The organism is Flavobacterium sp. HBTb2-11-1, assembly GCF_009826975.1.
Classification (GTDB): domain Bacteria; phylum Bacteroidota; class Bacteroidia; order Flavobacteriales; family Flavobacteriaceae; genus Flavobacterium.
The window spans coordinates 116613-137090 of sequence record NZ_WUMO01000002.1 but is presented as its reverse complement, the minus strand read 5'-3'; the positions used below and the strand labels follow the sequence as shown (position 1 = coordinate 137090).

Sequence of the window (20478 nt, the reverse complement as noted above, 5' to 3'; positions counted from 1 at the left end):
TAGCTGACTATGAAAAATAAAAAATATATAAAAGTAACTTTATCATTTTTAATGCTGATAAGTCTTGTTAGCTGCGATGATTTTCTTTCTGAAATACCAGATAACAGAACTCAGATAGATACTCCAGAAAAAATATCTGAACTATTGGTATATGCTTATCCACAGGCGTCGTATATGGATTTGGCTGAAACAATGTCAGATAACGTTGGAGATGGAGAATTAGGTAGTATAGCTATCAAAAATGAACAGAGCTATAACTGGGAAATGCATACTGAAACTAATATTGATACAGAAAACTATTATTGGGATGCCTGTTACCGCGCTATCGCACACGCAAACCAAGCTTTAAAATCAATAGAAGAATTAGGAAATCCCGCTACACTAAATCCTCAGAAAGGAGAAGCATTGCTAGCAAGAGCCTATTCTCATTTTATGTTAGTAACTTTTTGGTCAAACCGATATAATCCATCGACAGCGCAGACAGACTTAGGTGTTCCGTATGTAAGAGAACCAGAAACACAATTGATAAAAAATTACACCAGAAATACTGTAAAAGAGGTGTTTGACTTTATTGAAGCAGATATAGAAGAAGGATTAAAGTATGTAACGAACAATTACAAAGAACCAAAATTTCATTTTAATATCGATGCTGCAAAAGCTTTTGCAAGCCGTTTCTATTTGATAAAAGGAGATTGGGATAAAGTGCTTCAAGTTTCTGAAGGACTTGGGTCGAAACCTGTTGGAAAATTAAAAGACTATGCAACATTGTCAAGTCTTGCACCAGATATTCAGTTTATTGAGTATGGGAAATCTTCTTATGCGGCCAATTTATTAATTGTTTCGGCGAACTCACTATTAGGAAGATCTGCAAGCAGTAGTAATTTCTATTTGTCAGATGACAAACAAACAGAGTTATTTAGAACACAAACCAATCCGTATAATAAAACATGGTTGTTTGATTTTTATAGCTATAATAGTAGCAGAACATTGTTTACGCCAAAATTCGAGGAATATTTTAAATACACAAACTTAACAGCGAATATTGGTGAGCCTTATGTTGGAATCGTTCTTTTATCTAATGACGAATTTTATCTAAATCGTATCGAGGCTTTGGTAATGAAGGGTAGAATTGCCGAAGCAAATACAGAATTAGAATATTTTTTAGGAACGAGAACAACAGGTTACAATGCAACGACAGACAAACTAACAGAAGCAAAAGTGGTTTCTATGTATCCTGTAATTGCAGATGAGTTTACTCCATATTATACCATGACACCAGTACAGACTTCTTATGTAAAAGCTATTGCCGAAGCAAGAAGAAGGGATTTTGTGCACGAAGGTTTAAGATGGTTTGATGTAAAACGTTTTAATTTAGTCGTTAACCATGCAACTTTCGGAAAGCCAACCAACACATTAGTTAAAGACGACAAACGAAGAGCAATGCAGATTCCACTTAGCGCATCAAACTATGGTGTAGAAAAAAATCCAAGATAAAATTCAATTAAATTTAGTACGATGAAAATATTAAAACAATATAAAGCAGTATTATTAATTGTAGGTGTATTAACAATTACATCTTGTGCACACGAAGATCAGCCAAGAGAAAGTCAGTTAGATTATACTCAGCCAACAAAAACAGAATTGGATAATTGGATTACAGCCAATTATCTTAGCCCTTATAATATCAACACTCAGTATAAATGGAATCAAAATACGGTAGATAATAACCGATTTTTATTTCCTCCAATGGTAAATAAAGTGAAGCCTGCATTAGAAGTAGTAAAACAAATCTGGCTAGATAGTTATACTGAAATTGGTGGTGCAGATTTTGTCAAAAAAGTAGCTCCAAGAGAAATTGTTTTAGTTGGAGGTGTAAACTCAAACACAAATGGTACAAGAACATTAGGTATTGCAGATTCTGGGCAAAGAATTACGCTTTTTGAAGTAGATTACTTAAATAAAACAAATCGTGCCAATGTAACGGAATTTGTGCATACTATTCAACACGAATATGTACACATACTGAATCAAAACAAACCGTTTGATGAGCAGGCTTGGCAGAAAATCAGTCCTGGAGATTATACTGGAACTTGGCATTTAGAAGTTTTGGCAACTTCAAGAAACCTTGGATTTGTGACCAATTATGCTAGAAACAATATTATTGAAGATTTTGCAGAGACGGCTTCTACAATTTTGACAAGTACAAAAGCAGAATATGCAGCAATTCTTGCCAGTATTACAGATCCTGCAGGTAGAGCAAAACTGCAGCAAAAAGAAGCGATTGTTGTGCAATATTATAAAGACGCTTTTAATATTGATTTCTATGCTTTGAGAGATGCAGCAGAAAGAAATACAACAAAAGTTATAAATAACAATTAACCTTAATAGTGTATAACTAAAATACTAAGTTTATGAAACCAAAAAATATATTTAAGTTCCTGACGACTGCTGTTTTAGCAATCTTATTATTAGGTTCTTGTTCGAATGATACAGATGCAGAAAAACTGTTTGATAAAACTCCTGTTGAGCGTTTAAATGCTCAGAAGAGTGAGTTAAGTACTACTCTATTAGATTCAGAATTTGGATGGAAAGCTATTTACTTTACGGATGACACCCAGCTCGGAGGGTACACACATTTGTTTAAATTTTCTGCAGATGGGAAAGTGCAAATGGCTTCAGATTTTGATGATGATACAGCGGTTTATCAAAGCGATTACAATGTAGTTTTAGGAAGTACTGTTAGCTTGTTGTTTGATACATATAACAGAATTCATTTGCTTTCAGATTCAAATAGTTATCCTACTACTGCTTTAAGAGGAAAAGGTTATTTAGGAGATTTTCAATTCTTATACTATGGACAAGAAAATGGAGATATCCTTTTTAGAAGTAACCGACTTGTGAGAGAAATTCGCTTTGTAAAAGCAACGGCTCAAGATTGGGCAGATCTATCTAAAAATTTAGATACAGAAGCAAATTTGGTTGGCGGAATCAATAGTCCTCTGTTTAAGTTATTAGAAATTAAAGATGGAAGTACTACTAAGAAATATGATTTCTCATTTTCTCCTGTAACAAGATTTTCTACTTCAAAATCTATTGATGCAGGTTCATCAGAAGTGATCAGTAGAGGAGTGGGATACACACCAACAAGCATTGTTTTAAGTCCTGCTATAGTTGTAGGCGGGCAAAATTTGACCAATTTTGTTTATAACCCTGCAGATGGAAGTTTTACGGCTACAGGAACAAATGGAGTGTCGGCTGCGATCAAATACAGTAATGCGCCTCTTGTACTTACAGATGATTATAAAGTAACACTTCCTGCTGCTGGAGCACCTTCTACAGCATTTGGTTATATAGCGGCTAATCTATCAACAGCACCAACAAATTCACCATTGTGTTTGCAGCTTTTAAATGAAATTAATGCCGCGCTTCCTTCAACACAAAAAGTAAATCGTGTTCAATTTACTTTCTATAACAACGGAACTGCAGATATAATGTATAGTTTTACAGGCGGAAAAGCAACTTTCTATCATAGAGTAACTGTAACAGAAGATGCTGTGAATAAAACTATCATTTTAAAACATTCATTATGGCATAATGGTACATCAGTTATTGCTGCCCAGGCTTTAGTGAAAAATCTAGATGATAAGCTACTAGATCCTAAAGGTCTGTATGTAACAAAAGAAAGTTTTAGAATTCAGTTTACCAATACCATCTATACTTTTACAGGTGCATCAAGCAGTTTTAGAATCACTACTTACGCATTCCAATAGTTAGTTAAATAATTTTGAATGGTTTTTATTTTAAAAAGAGCAACTCAATTTGAGTTGCTCTTTTACCAAAGATAATTTCTGCATTAAAACAATCTAACTTTTATTAATAAATATTATGATAAAAAAAATATTGACACCAGCAACTATTGCAATTTTCTTATGGGGAGCTATTCTCTTACTTATAAATCAATATTACTACGAATACGTTAGATATTATTTGTATATCTCCATAATCGTAATTTTTCCAATCATGATTTGGAATCTTATCAAACAATGGAAAAAAGATAAAGTTGAGGAAACAAAAGAATTTAAATCTTCGATTTTTAGAATGCTAATTATGGCGGTAGTCATGATTGTTATATTTTTTATTACGAAACAAAATCACATTTAAACTTTTTTAGTTTTGTTTTTTTATTTTGGGGGAAAACAGCTCATTTTGTGAGCTGTTTTTTTTGTTTTGTTGACATCGAAAATTCTTAAGCCAAATTTTGTATTACAAATTTTATTAAACGCCCAAATAATCTATATTTGTAATTCAAAAAATAAAAACGAATACCTTAATATGAAATTACTAGAAGGAAAAGTTGCAATTATTACTGGTGCAAGCCGTGGAATTGGAAAAGGAATTGCTGAAGTTTTTGCTAAGCATGGAGCAAACGTTGCTTTTACATACAGCTCATCTGCAGCATCTGCAGAAGCTTTGGAGGCAGAATTAAATAGTTTAGGCGTTAAAGCAAAAGGATACCAATCTAACGCAGCAGATTTTAACGAAGCTCAAACTTTTGTTGACGCTGTTTTAGCAGATTTTGGAACTGTAGATATCTTAATCAACAATGCAGGAATTACAAAAGACAACCTTTTAATGCGTATGTCTGAGGCAGATTTTGACCAAGTAATTGATGTAAACTTGAAATCGGTTTTTAATATGACAAAAGCGATTCAGAAAACTTTCTTAAAACAAAGAGCTGGATCTATCATCAACATTAGTTCTGTTGTTGGAGTTTCTGGAAACGCAGGTCAAACCAACTATGCAGCTTCTAAAGCTGGTGCAATCGGATTTACTAAATCGGTAGCATTAGAATTAGGTTCTCGTAACATTCGTTGCAATGCAATTGCGCCAGGTTTTATCGAAACTGAAATGACTGCAAAATTAAGTGAAGATGTAGTAAAAGGATGGAGAGAAGGTATTCCGTTGAAACGTGGAGGAACTCCAGAAGACGTAGCAAATGCTTGCCTTTTCTTAGCTTCTGATATGAGTGCTTACGTAACAGGACAAGTTCTTAACGTTTGCGGAGGAATGCTTACCTAATAAGTTGATTGTTGATGGTTTGTTGTTTATAGTTCACAACCATAAACTTTAAGCTAAAAACCATAAACTTAAAATAAATATGACGACAAACACGATTCTTTTATTATTGCTTTCTTTAGTAATTGCTGGTGGTTTATCGTACTTTCAATATTTTTTCAAAGCCAAAAGTAAATCCAATGTGATTATACTTTTGGCTTTTTTACGTTTTTTGGCCATTTTCGGATTATTGGTTTTATTGATTAATCCGATAATTTCTAAAAATTCTTTAGAGATTACCAAAACGCCTTTGGCAATTGTAGTTGATAATTCGAGTTCAATCGTTGCTTTAAAATCAGATAAAAAAGCGGTAGAATTATATCAAAAACTGGTTTCAAATCCTGCGTTAAAAGAAAAATTCGAAATTCAGTCTTATCAGTTTGACAACGATTTTAAAACTTCAGATAAATTTGATTTTAAGGGAAATCAAACCAATTTAGACGAAGCAGCAAAGAATTTAAAAAGCATCAACAAAAATCTGATTTTCCCGACAGTAATTATTACCGACGGAAATCAAACTACAGGAAACGACTATGTGTATAGATTCGATCCTGTCAATAAAGTTTATCCTTTGGTTGTGGGAGATACAACCACTTTTTTTGATTTAAAAATCAATCAATTGAACGTAAATAAATACGCGTTTCATAAAAATAAATTTCCTGTAGAAGTTTTTCTGCAATATGCCGGCGATAAAACGGCCAATGCAGAATTTACCATTACACAAGGAAATACAGTTGTGGCAAAAGAAAAACTTTCTTTCTCACCTTCAAAAAAGACAGCTTCTTTAAATTTGCTTCTTCCAGCTGATAAAGTTGGTTTACAGATTTATAAAGCTAGCATTCAATCTTCGGTTAAAGAAAAAAACAGCTATAATAATATCAAAAATTTTGCAGTTGAAATTATCGACCAAAAGTCGACAATTGCTATTGTTTCGGCCATAAATCATCCAGATATTGCATCTTTAAAACGTTCGATTGAGGTTAATGCACAGCGTAAAGTGATATTGGTTAAACCAAACCAAATTAACGATTTACAGGATATTTCTGTTTTGGTTTTATACCAGCCAACAACGGCTTTCAAACCGATATTTGATAATAATAAATTAAAAGGCACAAACACTTTTATTATAACAGGAAGCAATACCGATTTTAATTTTTTAAATCAGCAGCAAAACAATCTGATTTTTAAAATGAGCAATCAGCGAGAAGATTTCCTTAACGAATTCCATTCAGATTTTAATCTGTTTGCAATTGATGATATTGGTTTTGAAAATTTCCCACCTTTACAGAATCCGTTTGGAAATATAAGTACAAATGGAAATGTGTCTGTTTTGCTTTCATCAAAAATAAGAAACGTTTCTACAAATGCTCCATTATTGGCTTTCGCCGAAAACCAAGGCAAAAGAACTGCTTTTCTTTTAGGAGAAAATAGCTGGAAATGGCGTTTGCAAAGCCATGTTGACAACCAGTCTTTTGAAAAGTATGACGTTTTTATTGATAAAATCGTTCAATATCTAGCATCATCGGCTTCAAAAAAATCTTTGGTAGTAACACACGAAAGTTTTTATAACTCTGGAGAAGAAATTATCATCAATGCACAATATTTCAATAAAAATTACGAGTTTGATGAAAAAGCGCGACTTACAATTAGTGTTGTAAATGCAACAACCAAGCAAACCAAAAATTACGATTTACTAAAAGGAAGTAATTCTTTCTCAGCTAATTTGGAAGGACTTTCAGCTGGAAAATATAATTTTACAGTAAAAGAATTAAACTCAAATACGTCGTACGCAGGCCATTTTGAAATTTTAGATTTTGATATCGAAAAACAATTCGTAAATCCAGATGTTCAAAAATTACAGCAATTAGCGCAACAGACCGGCGGAAAAGCTTTCTTTGAAGATCAATCCGATCAATTGATAAATACACTTTTGGAAAACAAAGAATACAAATCGATCGAGAAAAATGTTTCAAGTAAAACTCCAATTATCGACTGGGTTTGGTTATTGATTTTGATTGTTGCTTTATTGACTACAGAATGGTTTGTTAGGAAGTATAATGGGCTTCTGTAGTTTTTTAGATTAAAATAATTTTATAATATGACTAACTTTTCCGCAAATAATAATCAGAAAGAAGATGTTGTTTTTAATAAATTTAAAAAGCAACTTGAAAAAAACGGATTAAGTATTGAGTCAATTGATGCAGATGGATTTATTTATGTCAATATCGGAGAAACTGATCTGAAAATTAGTTTAGAGAATGTTAGACGAAATTATGAAAGAGATTTTGATGAAAGACATATTGCTGATTTAGTAGAAGTAATTGTGCAACATTCATTTAAAATTGAAGATTGGGAACAAGTAAAAGACAAAATATATTTACAATTTGTTCCAAATGACTTTGAATTTGAAAATATTATAAATGAAAAGATTACTAATGAATTTAGTAAAGTCTTTGCATTAAACCTTAATAATGGTTTTTCGTTTATAACTAATGACGATTTATCAGATTGGAAAATAGACGTTACAGAATTAGAAAAACAAGCCGATTTAAATTTAGGAATTTTATTGGAGAAAGTAAAGATAGAATTTGAAGATATAGATAATCATAAACTTGGAATGATTAATCTTGAAGAAGTATCGCTTAAAAGTTCTTGTCTTTTTTCTTCAAAAATAAAAGATCTAGTTGAAAATAATATTGGTTTTCCTTTTTATGCTGTAATTCCTGTAAATGATTTTTGTTACATTTTTGCCGAAGAAGATTTTGAATATTTTTCTCAACGTCTAGGTTCTGTTGTTCTTGATGAATATAATAACTCGGGATATCCAATTACGACAGAAATTTTAAAATTTTCAGAAACAGCTGTTGAAGCGATTGGAAAATATTAAATAAATAAAAATGGACTTCAGGCTAAAAGTTTTCTACACAGTTGCGCTCCGCCTTAATTTTACTAAAGCGGCAACAGAATTGTATATTACTCAGCCGGCCGTTTCTAAGCATATTCAAGAATTAGAAGAAACTTATAAAACCAAACTTTTCGAACGAAACGGTTCTAAAATTGCCTTAACTCCAGCAGGAAAAATGTTGCAAAAATATACTAAAAGTATTTTTGATATTTATCGCGAGATAGATTTTGAGATGAGCTCGTTTAATGCAGAACGTCAAGGTTTGCTTAGGTTAGGAGCGAGTACAACCATTTCGCAATATATTATTTCTCCAGTTTTAGCTAGTTTTCATCAGAAACAAAAAGACATAAAAGTCAATCTGCTGAATGGAAATACAGAACAAATCGAAACGGCTTTAATCAATAAAGAAATCGAAATTGGAATTGTAGAAGGGCAATCAAAAAATCAATCCATAAAATACATTCCGTTTTTAAAGGATGAATTGGTTTTAGTCTGCAATAGCAATAATCCTTTAGCAAAACAAAACGAAATTTCAGTAAATGATTTAAAATCAATGAAATTCATAACTCGAGAGCGTGGATCTGGAACACTTGAAGTTATAGAATTTGCCTTGAAAAAAGCAGGTTTAAAATTTTCAGATTTACAAATCGAAATGCAGTTGGGAAGTACAGAAAGTATAAAATCATATTTGCTGAATTCAGATTGTTTTGCATTTATGTCTATTCATGCTGTAAGTAAAGAGTTGAAAAATAAAGAATTGATTGTTTTAGATGTGGAAAATTTATCTGTAGAACGATATTTTTATATTGCCACTTTAAAAGGAAAATCAGATTCTTTATCAGAACTATTCATTCAAAATTTAGCATTTCATTATAACTTAAAGTTATAGCCAATCGCAATTTACGATTGGTGTTTTCAATATAAACGGCGGAACTTTGCGACATAATATCAATACCCATTTATTTTGAAAACAAAAGAACAAACCACATCACAATTATTTGAAATTAATCAATCTTTACAGCAAGTACTTTTTCTTGCCGTAATTCTTTTATGCTTATTTTCGATCATTTCACCTCCAATTGCACTTTTATTGGGAGTTTTAATTGTGAATCTTTTCGGAAATCCATTTATAGAATTCAATCATAAAGCCATTACATTTTTATTGCAGTTTTCGGTTGTTGGTTTAGGATTCGGAATGAACGCCAACAGCGCAGTTTCGGCAGGAAAAGAAGGATTTGTTTTGACTGTTTTTTCAATTTTTAGTACTTTACTCTTCGGGTTTCTGTTAGGAAAATGGCTTAAAACAGAGAAAAAAACTTCTCATTTGATTTCTTGTGGAACAGCAATCTGCGGAGGAAGCGCTATCGCGGCAATTTCGCCAGTAATCAAGTCAAACGAAAATCAAACTTCAATTGCTTTGGGTGTTATTTTTATACTCAATTCAATTGCCTTGTTTATTTTTCCATTTATCGGACATCAATTGGATTTATCGCAAAAAGATTTTGGTTTATGGTGCGCCATTGCCATTCATGACACGAGTTCGGTAGTTGGAGCGGCAAATAAATATGGCGCAGAAGCCTTACAAGTTGCTACAACAGTAAAATTAGCAAGAGCTTTATGGATTATTCCAATTTCAATTTTGACTGCTTTTCTTTTTAAAAGTAAGAACTCAAAAATCAAAATACCTTATTTTATCGGTTTGTTTGTTGTGGCGATGCTAGTAAATACTTACGCTCCGTCAACAGCCTTTTTTACTGGTCATCTCGTTGGGATTGCCAAAATTGGTTTAACCATAACTTTGTTTTTGATTGGAGCAACTTTAAATTTTGCCACCTTAAAAACAGTAGGAGTAAAGCCTTTGCTTCAAGGAATTTTTCTTTGGATTTTTATAGCCGTTTTAGCTTTAGTATCAATTCTTTATTTGGGCTAGTATTTTTTTAACCGCAAAGAGCGCAAAGAGTTACGCAAAGTTCGCAAAGTTTTTTGTACAAAGCTTTGCGAACTTTGCGTTTTTTGTGGTAAAAGCATACTCAAAAGTTTTTTAATTATTACTTTACATTGGAGAATTTTACAATTGGTTTACCAATTATTTTGTAAAATTTTCCTTTGAAAGCATAACGTCTTTCAATCTCAAAATTAAACGACTTTTTTAATTTTGCCATAGCTGCAATTTCTTCAGGAACATTTGTTTCGAATTCGTCTTGAGCTTTTAAAGCTTTATTAAACGTGCCTGTTGTTTTGACAATAATATCTCTAAAATGCTTTTTTGCATTATCATTTATAACTGTATATGTTCCAGACCACTGTATACTTTGGACGTTTGTAAGTTGATAATTGTCAACTTCCATTATCGGCTGATATTTTCCGTCAAAACCGGCAACCAAATATAGCCATCCTTCAAAAGGACCGCCTGCGCCGCCGTTAACATGCAGCAATGTAAAAGCAAACTGATCTTCTCCAATTTCAATCAATTTTGGAGTTGGGCATTGCGCAAAAGCTCCAAATGCAGCAACTGCTGGCTGGAAAGATCGCATTTCCCACAAATTGCCATTTTTTGCAAATTTTGCCAAACCTAGCAATCCTCCAGAAAAACGCCCAGTCTGCAATCCGTCTTCATCATGGACAGAGTGATTAAAAGCTAGTATTTTAAATTGATTTCCTTTTGAATCTTTATAATCAATATTGGCTAAAAGTCTTGTTGCAACACCTTCGGTATATGGAAATAATTGGTCGCCTTCGACACCATTTACGTCCAAAAAAGGAGCTGGTTTGCATGCTTTACATTTCCAGCTAATAAAATTATTTTTATCGGCAAAATGATAGGGATTGCCAGGAAATAGCTTTTGCATTGTTTTTATGCCATCAAGCGGTTCAGAAACTTTAAGAATCCTTTTTGGGTTTAATATAGTGTCGCTGATATTTTTTAGTTGAATGTCAGTTTCTTGTGCCAAGCATAAGGAGGAAGTAAGCAAGAAGAGATTTAAGATAATCTGGCGCATAAAAGTATATTAATTATAAAAACAAATATATAAAGAAAACTATTGTTAATATAAACTTCTGTTTCTTTTGGAGCGGAAAATCTCAAAAATCTAAATTTAGGAAATCTTAATTACAGTATTTTTTGCGTATTCTTTAATTAAAGCTAAATTTGCTCCCTCTAATAAAATAACAAATGAAGAAAATCCAAATGAGACCAAAATTAATCGCTTTCGGAGCTTTAGTTATTGGGTTTATTATGCTGTCATGGGGAAATGTTGGCCATGAGCGTATTAACAAAGCAGCTGTAATGGCTTTACCAAAACAATTACAGATCTTTTTTTACAACCACATTGATTTTATTACACAAGAAGCTTCGGTTCCGGATATCCGTAAGTATGCTTTAAATTATAAAGAAGAGGGGCCAAGGCACTATTTCGATATGGAAAACTTTGGATCTGCTGACACATATCCACAAACATTAGAAGAAGCAAAACAAAAGTACGATGCTAAATTTTTGAGCGATAATGGAATTCTGCCTTGGTATATTGAAGATATGATGGCAAAATTGACAAAGGCTTTTAAAGAAAAAAATAGAGCTGAAATCTTATTTCTTGCAGCAGATTTAGGTCATTACATTGGTGATGCACACATGCCTTTGCATACTTCTAAAAACCACGATGGACAATTGACTGATCAAAAAGGAATTCATTCGCTTTGGGAAAGTAGATTGCCAGAATTATTTGTTAAGAATTACAAATTAAATGTTCCAGAAGCTCAGTATTATGCCGATGTTCATAAAGCCATTTGGGATATGATTAATGATACTCACAGTTTTGCACAGCCTTTATTGGATATTGATAAGAAGCTAAGAACAGCAACTCCTGAAAACAAAGTTTTTGAAATGGATGCTGATGGTAAAATCGCTAAAACAAAATACAATACTTCTAAGTTTTCTGATGAATATGCTGGGAAATTGCATGCAGAATTAAACGGAATGGTTGAAAGTCAAATGAGAAAAGCAATTTCTGCAACTGCAAGTTTTTGGTATACTGCTTGGGTAAATGCTGGAAAACCAGATTTGAGCGATTTGGATTCGCCAGCTGTTACTCAAAGAAACTACCAATTTTTGCAGGATGATTTAAAATTATACCAGAAAGGAAATTTATTTGGAATGAAAAATCAGAACGACTAATTTTTGTTTCAAGTTTTAAGTTTCATGTTTCAAGTTAAGCTGAAACTATAAGCAAAAGCCTCAAATTCTTTACGTTTTTGAGGCTTTTGTTTTTCTTTTTAATGATGAATGTTTGCATATAATTTTTTATGCTTATCGGCTAAATCTTTAAACTGATATTCTTTCTCTTTTAAAACATATGAAGCTGATTGATAATACGAAATAGTTTCATCGACCAAGTTTTTGTTTTCAGTTTTCAGCGGAATCTCATCGTAATGAATTTGAAACTCTGGAGAGATTCCAACTTTTTCGTTAAGTTTCAATTGAAACTGTTTTATTTGCTGTTTTGGAGATAAAATTGTCAAAACATTATTTTTTATTAAACCAAGATCCTGATAAGTTGCTATAAAAGCTCGAGGCTGATAATCTGGTTTAAATACATCGCGGCCAAAGAATTTGCTTTCGTAATTAAAGTGTAAAAGTCCAAATAATGTTGGCATGATATCAATCTGCGACATTAATTTGGTGTATTTTTCAGGTTTTATATCTGGCGAATAGATTAAAGCTGGAATTCTGTATTTATCCAACGGAAGTTCTGTTTTTCCTGCACTAGAAGCGCAGTGATCGGCTACAATTACAAAAACAGTATTTTTAAACCAAGGCTGTTTTTCTGCCTGTTTAAAGAATTGTTTAAGTGCGTAATCAGTATATTTCACACCTCCGTCACGTGATTTGATATTTCCGGGAATGTCAATTTTATTGTTTGGGTAAGTAAAAGGTCTATGGTTGCTAACAGTCATGATATGATTGAAGAAAGGCTTATTTTGTTTCGCCTCAGCATTCATAACTTTAATGGCCTTGTTATACATGTCTTCATCGCAAACTCCCCACACGTTAGAAAAAGTAACTTCATTTTCAGCAAAACTCGATTTGTCAATGATTTGATAGCCATTTCCAGTATAAAAATCCTGCATATTGTCAAAAAAAGCATCTCCACCGTACATGAATTTCACATTGTATCCTTTTTTAAGGAATACAGATCCAGTTGAGAACTTGTTTTTATTGTCTTCTCTTTTGACCACACTTTCGCCAGCTGTTGGAGGAAGGCATAAAGTTACAGCTTCAAGTCCGCGAACGGTGCGGTTTCCTGCCGCATACACATTCGTAAAGAGTAAGCTTTTTTGTGCAAGACTGTCTAAAAATGGCGTAATATTTTGCTCATTGCCATACATTTTCATGAAATCGGCACTTAAACTTTCAACAGTAATTAATACCACATTTTTATGCTGTTCTAGAGAATCCTCTTTTATCTCGTGTAATGTGTTTTTACCAGAAATAGAAGGTAGATCCTGTTTTAACAAAGCAAATGCTTTTTCGTTCGGAATTGTTTTGTAAAATTTAAAATAATCCAGTTTGTTATTCTGAAAAGCCAAATAGAATTTGTAGACGCCGTTAGATTGCAATTCATTAACAAATACGTTTTTGGAGTCTTCAGTTTTGGCTAATCCAGGAACAGCCAACAATGACGCTATAAATAAAACCGCATAGAGCGCTGTAATTTTTAATTTTTCACTAAGACTCGGAATTTCATCTATATAAATTCTTGACTTCTTAATAATAAAATAAGTGATGATTGCTGTAACAAAAAATAAAGCCGAAAATATCGGGATTACAGGATACGACTGCATGATGTTTCCAATAACTTCATTGGTGTAAATAAGATAATTAACAGCAATGAAATTGTATTTTACTCCAAATTCGTTCCAGAAGAAAAATTCGCTGATTGCATTTTGAAGAATCAATAAAACATATAGAAAAATCACAAAAGCAAAAAGCCAAAATCTGATTTTATCTCTTTGTTTTGGAAGGAAGAGAAAAATTGCAAACAGAAGTGTTTTTAACGAAATAAAAATCAAAACGATTTTTGGCAAAGCGCCACCGTATTCATCAAAAATACTTTTTCCAGAAGCAACATAGATTAGAAGTACTACAAAGCCTGCTAGTATACTATATCCGTAAGGCTTGTTATATTTAGAGTTCGAAATGAAAATAAGATAAAGCCATAAAAAGCCTGAAGCCAATACAAACACAAATGTGTCTGACAGTAAGCCAAGCGAAAATATTTTTAAACTCTCTGCAAAAGTAAACGAACTTTGTGTAATGGGATGAAAAAGCAATACCATTCTAAGTGCGAAACTCACAATAAAATACAGCAGGGCAAGGTTATAAAAAGGCGAAAGTTTTTTGTAAAAATTCATCGGACTTATTTTTTTACAAAATTAATTTCGAATGATTAACGCCAGATTAAGTTCCACTTTTACCTTACTTAACATTGACTTAATGTTTGCTTAAGAAGTTGATTGCCTTCTTTTATTAATGGCAAGGATTATTTCTGAGAGCTAAATTAGCTATCTTTGAATTGAAAAATGATATTCAAATTTTAATCAGATACGATAAATGCATATTTTAATAGTTGAAGACGAAGTAGGAATTGTTCAATTTCTAAAACAAGGTTTGCAAGAAGAAGGATATCAAATTACTACTGCCGCCGACGGTTCAAAGGGGTTTGAATTGGTTCAGGAGCAAAAATTTGATTTGATTCTTTTAGATTGGATGTTGCCCAAAATAAACGGTCTAGATTTGTGCAAAGGTATTAGGGTTAAAGATCAGTTTACTCCAATCATTTTTTTAACTGCAAAAGATACGGTTCAAGAAACTATCGAAGGGCTAAAAGCTGGCGCCAACGATTATATCAAAAAGCCCTTTAGTTTTGAAGAATTGGTAGAGCGAATTAAAGTCCACTTTAGAAATAAAAAACAAACTGAAACCTTAACTCTCGGAAATATTACTATGGATTTGTCCAGACATATTGTATTGAAAGGTGATGAAGAAATTTCGTTGACCCAACGCGAATTTGAATTGCTAGCTTATTTAATACAGCATAAAGGAAAAGTCTGTACTAGAAACCAGATTTTGCGAGACGTCTGGGAAATTAATTTTGAGTATGATACAGGTGTTATTGATGTTTTTATGAATGCCATTAGAAAAAAACTCAACCTTAAAATCGAAGAAGACTATATCAAAACCATCCGAGGCATTGGATATATTGCCAATGATTAACAAATGACATCATTATCTTTTAAAGACAGAATAGCATTAAATTATATCGTAGGAACCGGACTTTTGGTTTTGGCGGTTTTTTCTGCTATTTATTTTATTGTAAAACTGACTGTTTACAATCATATAGACGAAAATTTGAACATAGAAGTTCAAGACCATCTGAGGGAAATAAAAATTGAAAAAGATAAGGTTATTTTTATGGATGCAGAAGAATGGGAGGAAAGAGAACATAATTCTGTTGATGTAAATCCTGTGTTTGTCCAGTTTTTAGATCTAAACAAAAAAATAATAGAAAAATCTCCCAACTTAAAAAATGAAAAACTCATTTTTCATGAAAATAAGGATCATTTTCAGCTTTTTGATGCACAATTATTAGGTAATAAAATTCGTCAAATCCAAGTTCCGCTTCAGGTACAATCTAAAAAAGTGGGGTATTTGATTATTGCCATGTCACTTTCAGATTCTTCAAAAGTATTGGATAATTTGATGGATACCTTATTGATTACTTTTCCAATCATTCTTTTGATTCTTTTTTTCTTAGCAAGATTTTATGCTGGACGAAGCATCAAACCGATAAATAATATTATTCAGACTTCTAAGATTATTACAAAAGACAATCTGAAAGCACGAATTCCACTTCCAAAAACAAGAGACGAATTATTTGTGCTTTCTAAAACGATTAATAATTTATTAAATCGAATTGAAGACGCGATAGAGCGCGAAAAACAGTTCACATCTGATGCTTCTCATGAATTGAGAACTCCGTTGACAGTCATTAAAGGAACACTTGAAGTATTGATTCGTAAACCTCGTGATAACAAAGAATACGAAGAAAAAATTAATTACTGCATTAATGAAGTTGATCACTTGAATTCTCTTGTAGATCAGCTGCTTATGATGGCTCGATTTGAGAATCAAAAACAAAATATTCTTAAGGAAAAAGTTTATTTAAATGCTGTTGTTTTAGATGTATTGAAATTAAATACAGAGAAAATTAAACTAGGATTAGTAAATGTTATTTTAGACGCTTCAGAAGAGTTTTATATTTATTCCGATAATTACTTAGCGGTAACAATTCTTCGAAATATAATCTCAAATGCCATAAAATACTCAAAACCTGATAGCGAAGTTCGAATTTCCTTATCGAGAGAAAATGATAAAATTATCTGCAATATTTCAGATCAAGGAATTGGAATCGCAAAAAAGGATTTAGAATCTATTTTGAATCCGTTTTTCAGATCAGATTCTTTAAACCATTCAGAAATAAAAGGAACCGGACTTGGTTTGTTTATTGTAAAACGAATGACAGATCTGCTTAAGATTAAGTTTAAAATTGAAAGCGAAATTGGTATAGGTACGCGAGTTTTGCTAGTTTTTGACGAATATGATAATTCGTTAAAGTAATTCAAAATCATTAACCAAAATGACCTTCAAAACGATTTTTAACAATAAACTATCGTTAAGTTAAAATAAAAATTGCTTTTTAATTATTTTATCTAGTATATTTGCAACCGAATCAAAGAAGTAAAAAACAAAACAAATCATGATTTCAATTCAATTACATCATCATCATTTACATTATTGCTCTCAAGCGATGTGTTAATGGTATGCATGTAAATCATCATATTTTAAAACCCGTTTGAGTACATCAAACGGGTTTTTTAATTCAAGCTCTCTTTGTACTCAAACTATTAATCAACAAACAACTAAAAAAATGAGTACTTTAAAAATTGCAATTCAAAAATCTGGGCGTTTAAACGAAGACAGCATTCAAATCTTAAAAGATTGCGGCATTTCAATCAACAACGGAATAGACCAGTTAAAAGCTGAAGCTTCAAATTTTCCTCTTGAAGTTTTATATCTAAGAAATTCAGATATTCCCCAATATTTAATCGATGGAGTAGTAGATTTAGCCATCGTTGGCGATAATCTTTTGGTAGAAAAAGGGAAAGGAATTGAAGTAGTTCAGAAATTGGGGTTCTCTAAATGTAAAGTTTCTGTAGCAGTTCCTAAAACCTTCGAATACAATTCGGTGCAAGATTTAGCTAATCTTCGAATTGCTACCTCTTATCCAAATACAGTTACCGAATATTTTAATAAATTTGGTCTAACTGTTGATATTCACCAAATCTCTGGTTCTGTAGAAATTGCTCCTAATATTGGTCTTGCAGATGCGATTGTAGATATTGTTTCAAGCGGAAGCACTTTATTCAAAAACAACTTAAAAGAAGTTGAAGTCATTTTGAAAAGCGAGGCGGTTTTGGCAGTCTCACCAAAAGTTTCTCCAGAAATCCAGAAGCACATTGATACTTTAAAATTCAGAATTCAAGCTGTTTTAAGAGCTAGAAATTCAAAATATATCTTAATGAACGTTCCAAATGACAAAATTGAAGCAGTTGGAAAAATCCTTCCAGTTTTAAGAAGTTTAACGGTTCTTCCGCTAGCGCAAGAAGGCTGGAGCAGTGTTCACTCTGTAATTGACAAAGATACTTTTTGGGATGTAATAGATCAGTTAAAAGAAGTAGGAGCAGAAGGAATTCTAGTTTGCCCAATTGAGAAAATGGTACTATAAAAATAGAAATTCCAATTATAAAAATCCAAATTCCAAGTCGCGGATGTAGCTTTGCGAACTTAGCGTTTTTCAAGACAAAGAGAATAATAAAACCTTGCGCACTTTGCGGTATAAAATTTAGGCAAAAAAATAGAATTTGGGATTTTAAAAATTTGGAATTTAATATAAAATATTATGAATAAAATAGATGATCCAAAACCAGAAATCTGGTCAGAAATATTAAAAAGACCGACTAAAACTGTAGACGATATAGAACTTACGGTAAAAGAAATCTTCAAAGAAGTTCAAAGAAAAGGAGATGAAGCTGTTGCAAAATACACTTCGATTTTTGACGGAATTTCTCAAGACAATTATGAAGTTTCGCAGGCAGAAATTGAAGAAGCGATTAGCTTGATTCCGAACGAGCTGAAAGAAGCTATTGAATTAGCGAAAGACAATATTTATAAATTTCACAATGCTCAAAAAACAGATCGTATTTCTGTTGAAACTATTGAAGGAGTAAACTGCTGGCAGGAGAAAAGACCAATTCAAAAAATCGGTTTGTATATTCCTGGAGGAACAGCGCCTTTGTTTTCGACTGTTTTAATGTTGGCTGTGCCTGCTGAAATCGCGGGTTGCAAAGAAATTGTGTTGTGTTCTCCGCCAGATAAAAAAGGAAAAATTAATCCGGCAATTTTATACGCAGCGAATTTATGCGGAGTGACTAAAATTCTAAAAGTTGGCGGAATCCAAGCTATTGCAGGAATGACTTTCGGGACACAATCAATTCCGAAAGTATATAAGATTTTCGGACCAGGAAATCAATTTGTAACGGTTGCGAAACAGTTGGCAACTCAATTTGGCGTTGCAATTGATATGCCTGCAGGGCCTTCAGAACTGTTAATTGTTGCTGATGATACAGCGGTTCCAGCTTTTGTAGCGTCAGATTTATTATCTCAAGCAGAACACGGAACTGATAGTCAGGTAATTTTAGTTTCGACTTCAAAAAAACTAATTTCAGAAGTAGAAAAAGAAGTTCAATCACAATTGGAAGTTCTTCCTAGAAAAGCGATTGCAGAAAAAGCAATTGAAAATTCAAAATTGATTTATGTCGAAAATGATCAGATTGCTTTAGATTTAATCAATGAATATGGCCCAGAGCACTTTATAATTTGTTCAGAATATGATGATTTCTATTGCAACGGAATTGTAAATGCAGGTTCTGTCTTCATAGGGAATTATACGCCTGAAAGTGCTGGAGATTACGCTTCAGGAACCAATCATACATTGCCAACAAATGGTTATGCGAAGAATTACAGCGGTGTAAATCTAGACAGTTTTATGAAATCAATGACATTCCAGAAAATTTCAGAAAAAGGAATTCAAAACATTGGAAAAGCTATAGAATTAATGGCTGAAGCCGAAGGGTTACAAGCGCATAAGAATGCTGTGACGCTGAGATTAAAGAGTTTAGAATAAGAAAGAGAAAAGAAGCAAGAAGAAAGATATTGAGTGGGTAAGATAAGAAGTCTTTTCTCTTGTTTCTTGTTTCTAATAGTCCAAAAAACAACAACAAATGAACATATTCGATATAAACACAATAACAAGAGAAAACGTAAAATCGTTAAAACCCTATTCTTCTGCGAGAGATGAGTTTGAAGATTTTGATACAGCAGAAATGATTTTTTTGGATGCCAATGAAAATCCGTATCAGAATGGTGTAAATCGTTATCCAGATCCACAGCAGAATTCGGTTAAAGCGATTTTAGCTAAAAATAATTTAGTAAAGCAAAGTCAGATTTTGCTAGGAAACGGAAGTGATGAAGTTTTAGATTTGCTTTTTAGAGCTTTTTGTGAACCTAACAAAGACAATGTTATTTCGCTTCCGCCTACATATGGTATGTACGGAGTTTTGGCAAACATCAATGCAGTAGAAAATAGAGAAGTTTTGCTTTCAACCGATTTTCAGCCTCAGGTTGAAAAGATTCTAGAAGCGGTTGATGAAAACACGAAAATTATCTTTTTGTGTTCGCCAAACAATCCAACGGGAAATTCTTTCTCTGATGAAAGCGTAGTGAAATTGCTTCAAAACTTCAATGGTTTAGTGGTAATTGATGAAGCCTATATTGATTTTTCAGATAAAGAAAGCTGGCTGACAGAAATCGACGAATATCCGAATTTAGTGATTACTCAAACTCTTTCAAAAGCCTATGGTTTAGCTGGAATACGTTTAGGAATTTGCTACGCTTCTGAGGAAGTGATTTCAATTTTAAACAAAATCAAACCGCCTTATAACGTAAACGAATTAACACAGCAAAGAGCTAAAGAACGTTTAAAAGATTCTGACAAAATTAAACAAGAAATATCCTCTATTATTGAGCAAAGAGAAGAGTTGCTTAAAGTATTGCTTGAAGTAAATTTTGTTGAGAAAGTGTATCCAACAGAAGCCAATTTTATCTTGGCAAAAGTAGATGACGCAAACAAAAGATACGACCAGTTAATCGAAAAGGGAATCGTTATTCGTAATAGAACAACACAGCCCTTATGTGAAAATTGTCTTCGTTTTACAATAGGAACAAAAGAAGAAAATGCGGTTGTTATTAGAGAATTGAAATTGTTATAAACTATGACAGACCT

General features: G+C 32.5%; 16 protein-coding genes. 14 read left to right on the top strand and 2 right to left on the bottom strand.

All coding sequences use genetic code 11. From position 1 onward, the window contains the following. Positions 1 to 9 precede the first annotated feature (9 nt). The 8 genes from GR162_RS05720 (at position 10) to GR162_RS05685 (ending at position 9950) form a co-directional block, all read left to right on the top strand. Positions 10 to 1494, top strand: a complete 1485-nt coding sequence (locus tag GR162_RS05720; RefSeq protein WP_008464051.1) for a RagB/SusD family nutrient uptake outer membrane protein — start codon at positions 10 to 12, stop codon at positions 1492 to 1494. Between the two features lie 21 nt (positions 1495 to 1515). Beyond that, positions 1516 to 2379: a putative zinc-binding metallopeptidase gene (locus GR162_RS05715; protein WP_160781330.1), complete on the top strand. Its 864-nt coding sequence runs from the start codon at positions 1516 to 1518 to the stop codon at positions 2377 to 2379. A gap of 32 nt (positions 2380 to 2411) precedes the next feature. Next, positions 2412 to 3770, top strand: a complete 1359-nt coding sequence (locus GR162_RS05710) for a DUF4302 domain-containing protein (protein ID WP_008464058.1) — start codon at positions 2412 to 2414, stop codon at positions 3768 to 3770. A gap of 562 nt (positions 3771 to 4332) precedes the next feature. Then, the gene (gene fabG / locus GR162_RS05705) at positions 4333 to 5079 is read left to right on the top strand and encodes a 3-oxoacyl-[acyl-carrier-protein] reductase (RefSeq protein WP_008464066.1); all 747 of its coding nucleotides are present in this window, start codon (positions 4333 to 4335) and stop codon (positions 5077 to 5079) included. Between the two features lie 79 nt (positions 5080 to 5158). After that, positions 5159 to 7186 (top strand): hypothetical protein, encoded by a 2028-nt coding sequence (locus GR162_RS05700; RefSeq protein WP_160781329.1) that lies wholly within the window; start codon positions 5159 to 5161, stop codon positions 7184 to 7186. Positions 7187 to 7213: 27 nt separating this feature from the next. Continuing rightward, positions 7214 to 8002, top strand: a complete 789-nt coding sequence (locus tag GR162_RS05695) for a hypothetical protein (RefSeq protein ID WP_160781328.1) — start codon at positions 7214 to 7216, stop codon at positions 8000 to 8002. Positions 8003 to 8012: 10 nt separating this feature from the next. Next, complete coding sequence (locus GR162_RS05690) at positions 8013 to 8909, top strand: LysR family transcriptional regulator (RefSeq protein ID WP_160781327.1); 897 nt, start codon at positions 8013 to 8015, stop codon at positions 8907 to 8909. Positions 8910 to 8984: 75 nt separating this feature from the next. After that, on the top strand, positions 8985 to 9950 hold the full coding sequence (locus GR162_RS05685) for a YeiH family protein (protein WP_160781326.1): 966 nt from the start codon (positions 8985 to 8987) through the stop codon (positions 9948 to 9950). Positions 9951 to 10068: 118 nt separating this feature from the next. Here GR162_RS05685 and GR162_RS05680 read toward each other — a convergent pair whose 3' ends face one another. Then, entirely contained in the window at positions 10069 to 10869 is an 801-nt protein-coding gene (locus GR162_RS05680; RefSeq protein ID WP_237421294.1) for a hypothetical protein, read from the bottom strand. A gap of 323 nt (positions 10870 to 11192) precedes the next feature. Here GR162_RS05680 and GR162_RS05675 point away from each other — a divergent pair, with 323 nt between their 5' ends. After that, positions 11193 to 12191: a zinc dependent phospholipase C family protein gene (locus GR162_RS05675; protein WP_008464073.1), complete on the top strand. Its 999-nt coding sequence runs from the start codon at positions 11193 to 11195 to the stop codon at positions 12189 to 12191. A 98-nt stretch (positions 12192 to 12289) separates the two neighbouring features. Here GR162_RS05675 and GR162_RS05670 read toward each other — a convergent pair whose 3' ends face one another. Then, entirely contained in the window at positions 12290 to 14428 is a 2139-nt protein-coding gene (locus GR162_RS05670; protein WP_160781324.1) for an LTA synthase family protein, read from the bottom strand. Between the two features lie 199 nt (positions 14429 to 14627). On the opposite strand from GR162_RS05670, the gene GR162_RS05665 reads away from it, so the two are divergent. The 5 genes from GR162_RS05665 to hisC all read left to right on the top strand — a co-directional run bounded on the left by GR162_RS05665 (position 14628) and on the right by hisC (position 20464). After that, positions 14628 to 15290, top strand: coding sequence for a response regulator transcription factor (locus GR162_RS05665; RefSeq protein WP_160781323.1), 663 nt, complete (start codon positions 14628 to 14630; stop codon positions 15288 to 15290). Positions 15291 to 15293: 3 nt separating this feature from the next. Further along, on the top strand, positions 15294 to 16694 hold the full coding sequence (locus tag GR162_RS05660; protein ID WP_160781322.1) for a cell wall metabolism sensor histidine kinase WalK: 1401 nt from the start codon (positions 15294 to 15296) through the stop codon (positions 16692 to 16694). A gap of 310 nt (positions 16695 to 17004) precedes the next feature. Further along, a complete protein-coding gene (gene hisG, locus GR162_RS05655) occupies positions 17005 to 17862 on the top strand; it encodes an ATP phosphoribosyltransferase (protein ID WP_008464079.1) in 858 nt (285 codons plus the stop codon). Between the two features lie 174 nt (positions 17863 to 18036). Next, positions 18037 to 19320: a histidinol dehydrogenase gene (gene hisD, locus GR162_RS05650; protein WP_160781321.1), complete on the top strand. Its 1284-nt coding sequence runs from the start codon at positions 18037 to 18039 to the stop codon at positions 19318 to 19320. Between the two features lie 97 nt (positions 19321 to 19417). Next, positions 19418 to 20464, top strand: coding sequence for a histidinol-phosphate transaminase (gene hisC / locus GR162_RS05645; RefSeq protein ID WP_160781320.1), 1047 nt, complete (start codon positions 19418 to 19420; stop codon positions 20462 to 20464). Positions 20465 to 20478: the final 14 nt, after the last annotated feature.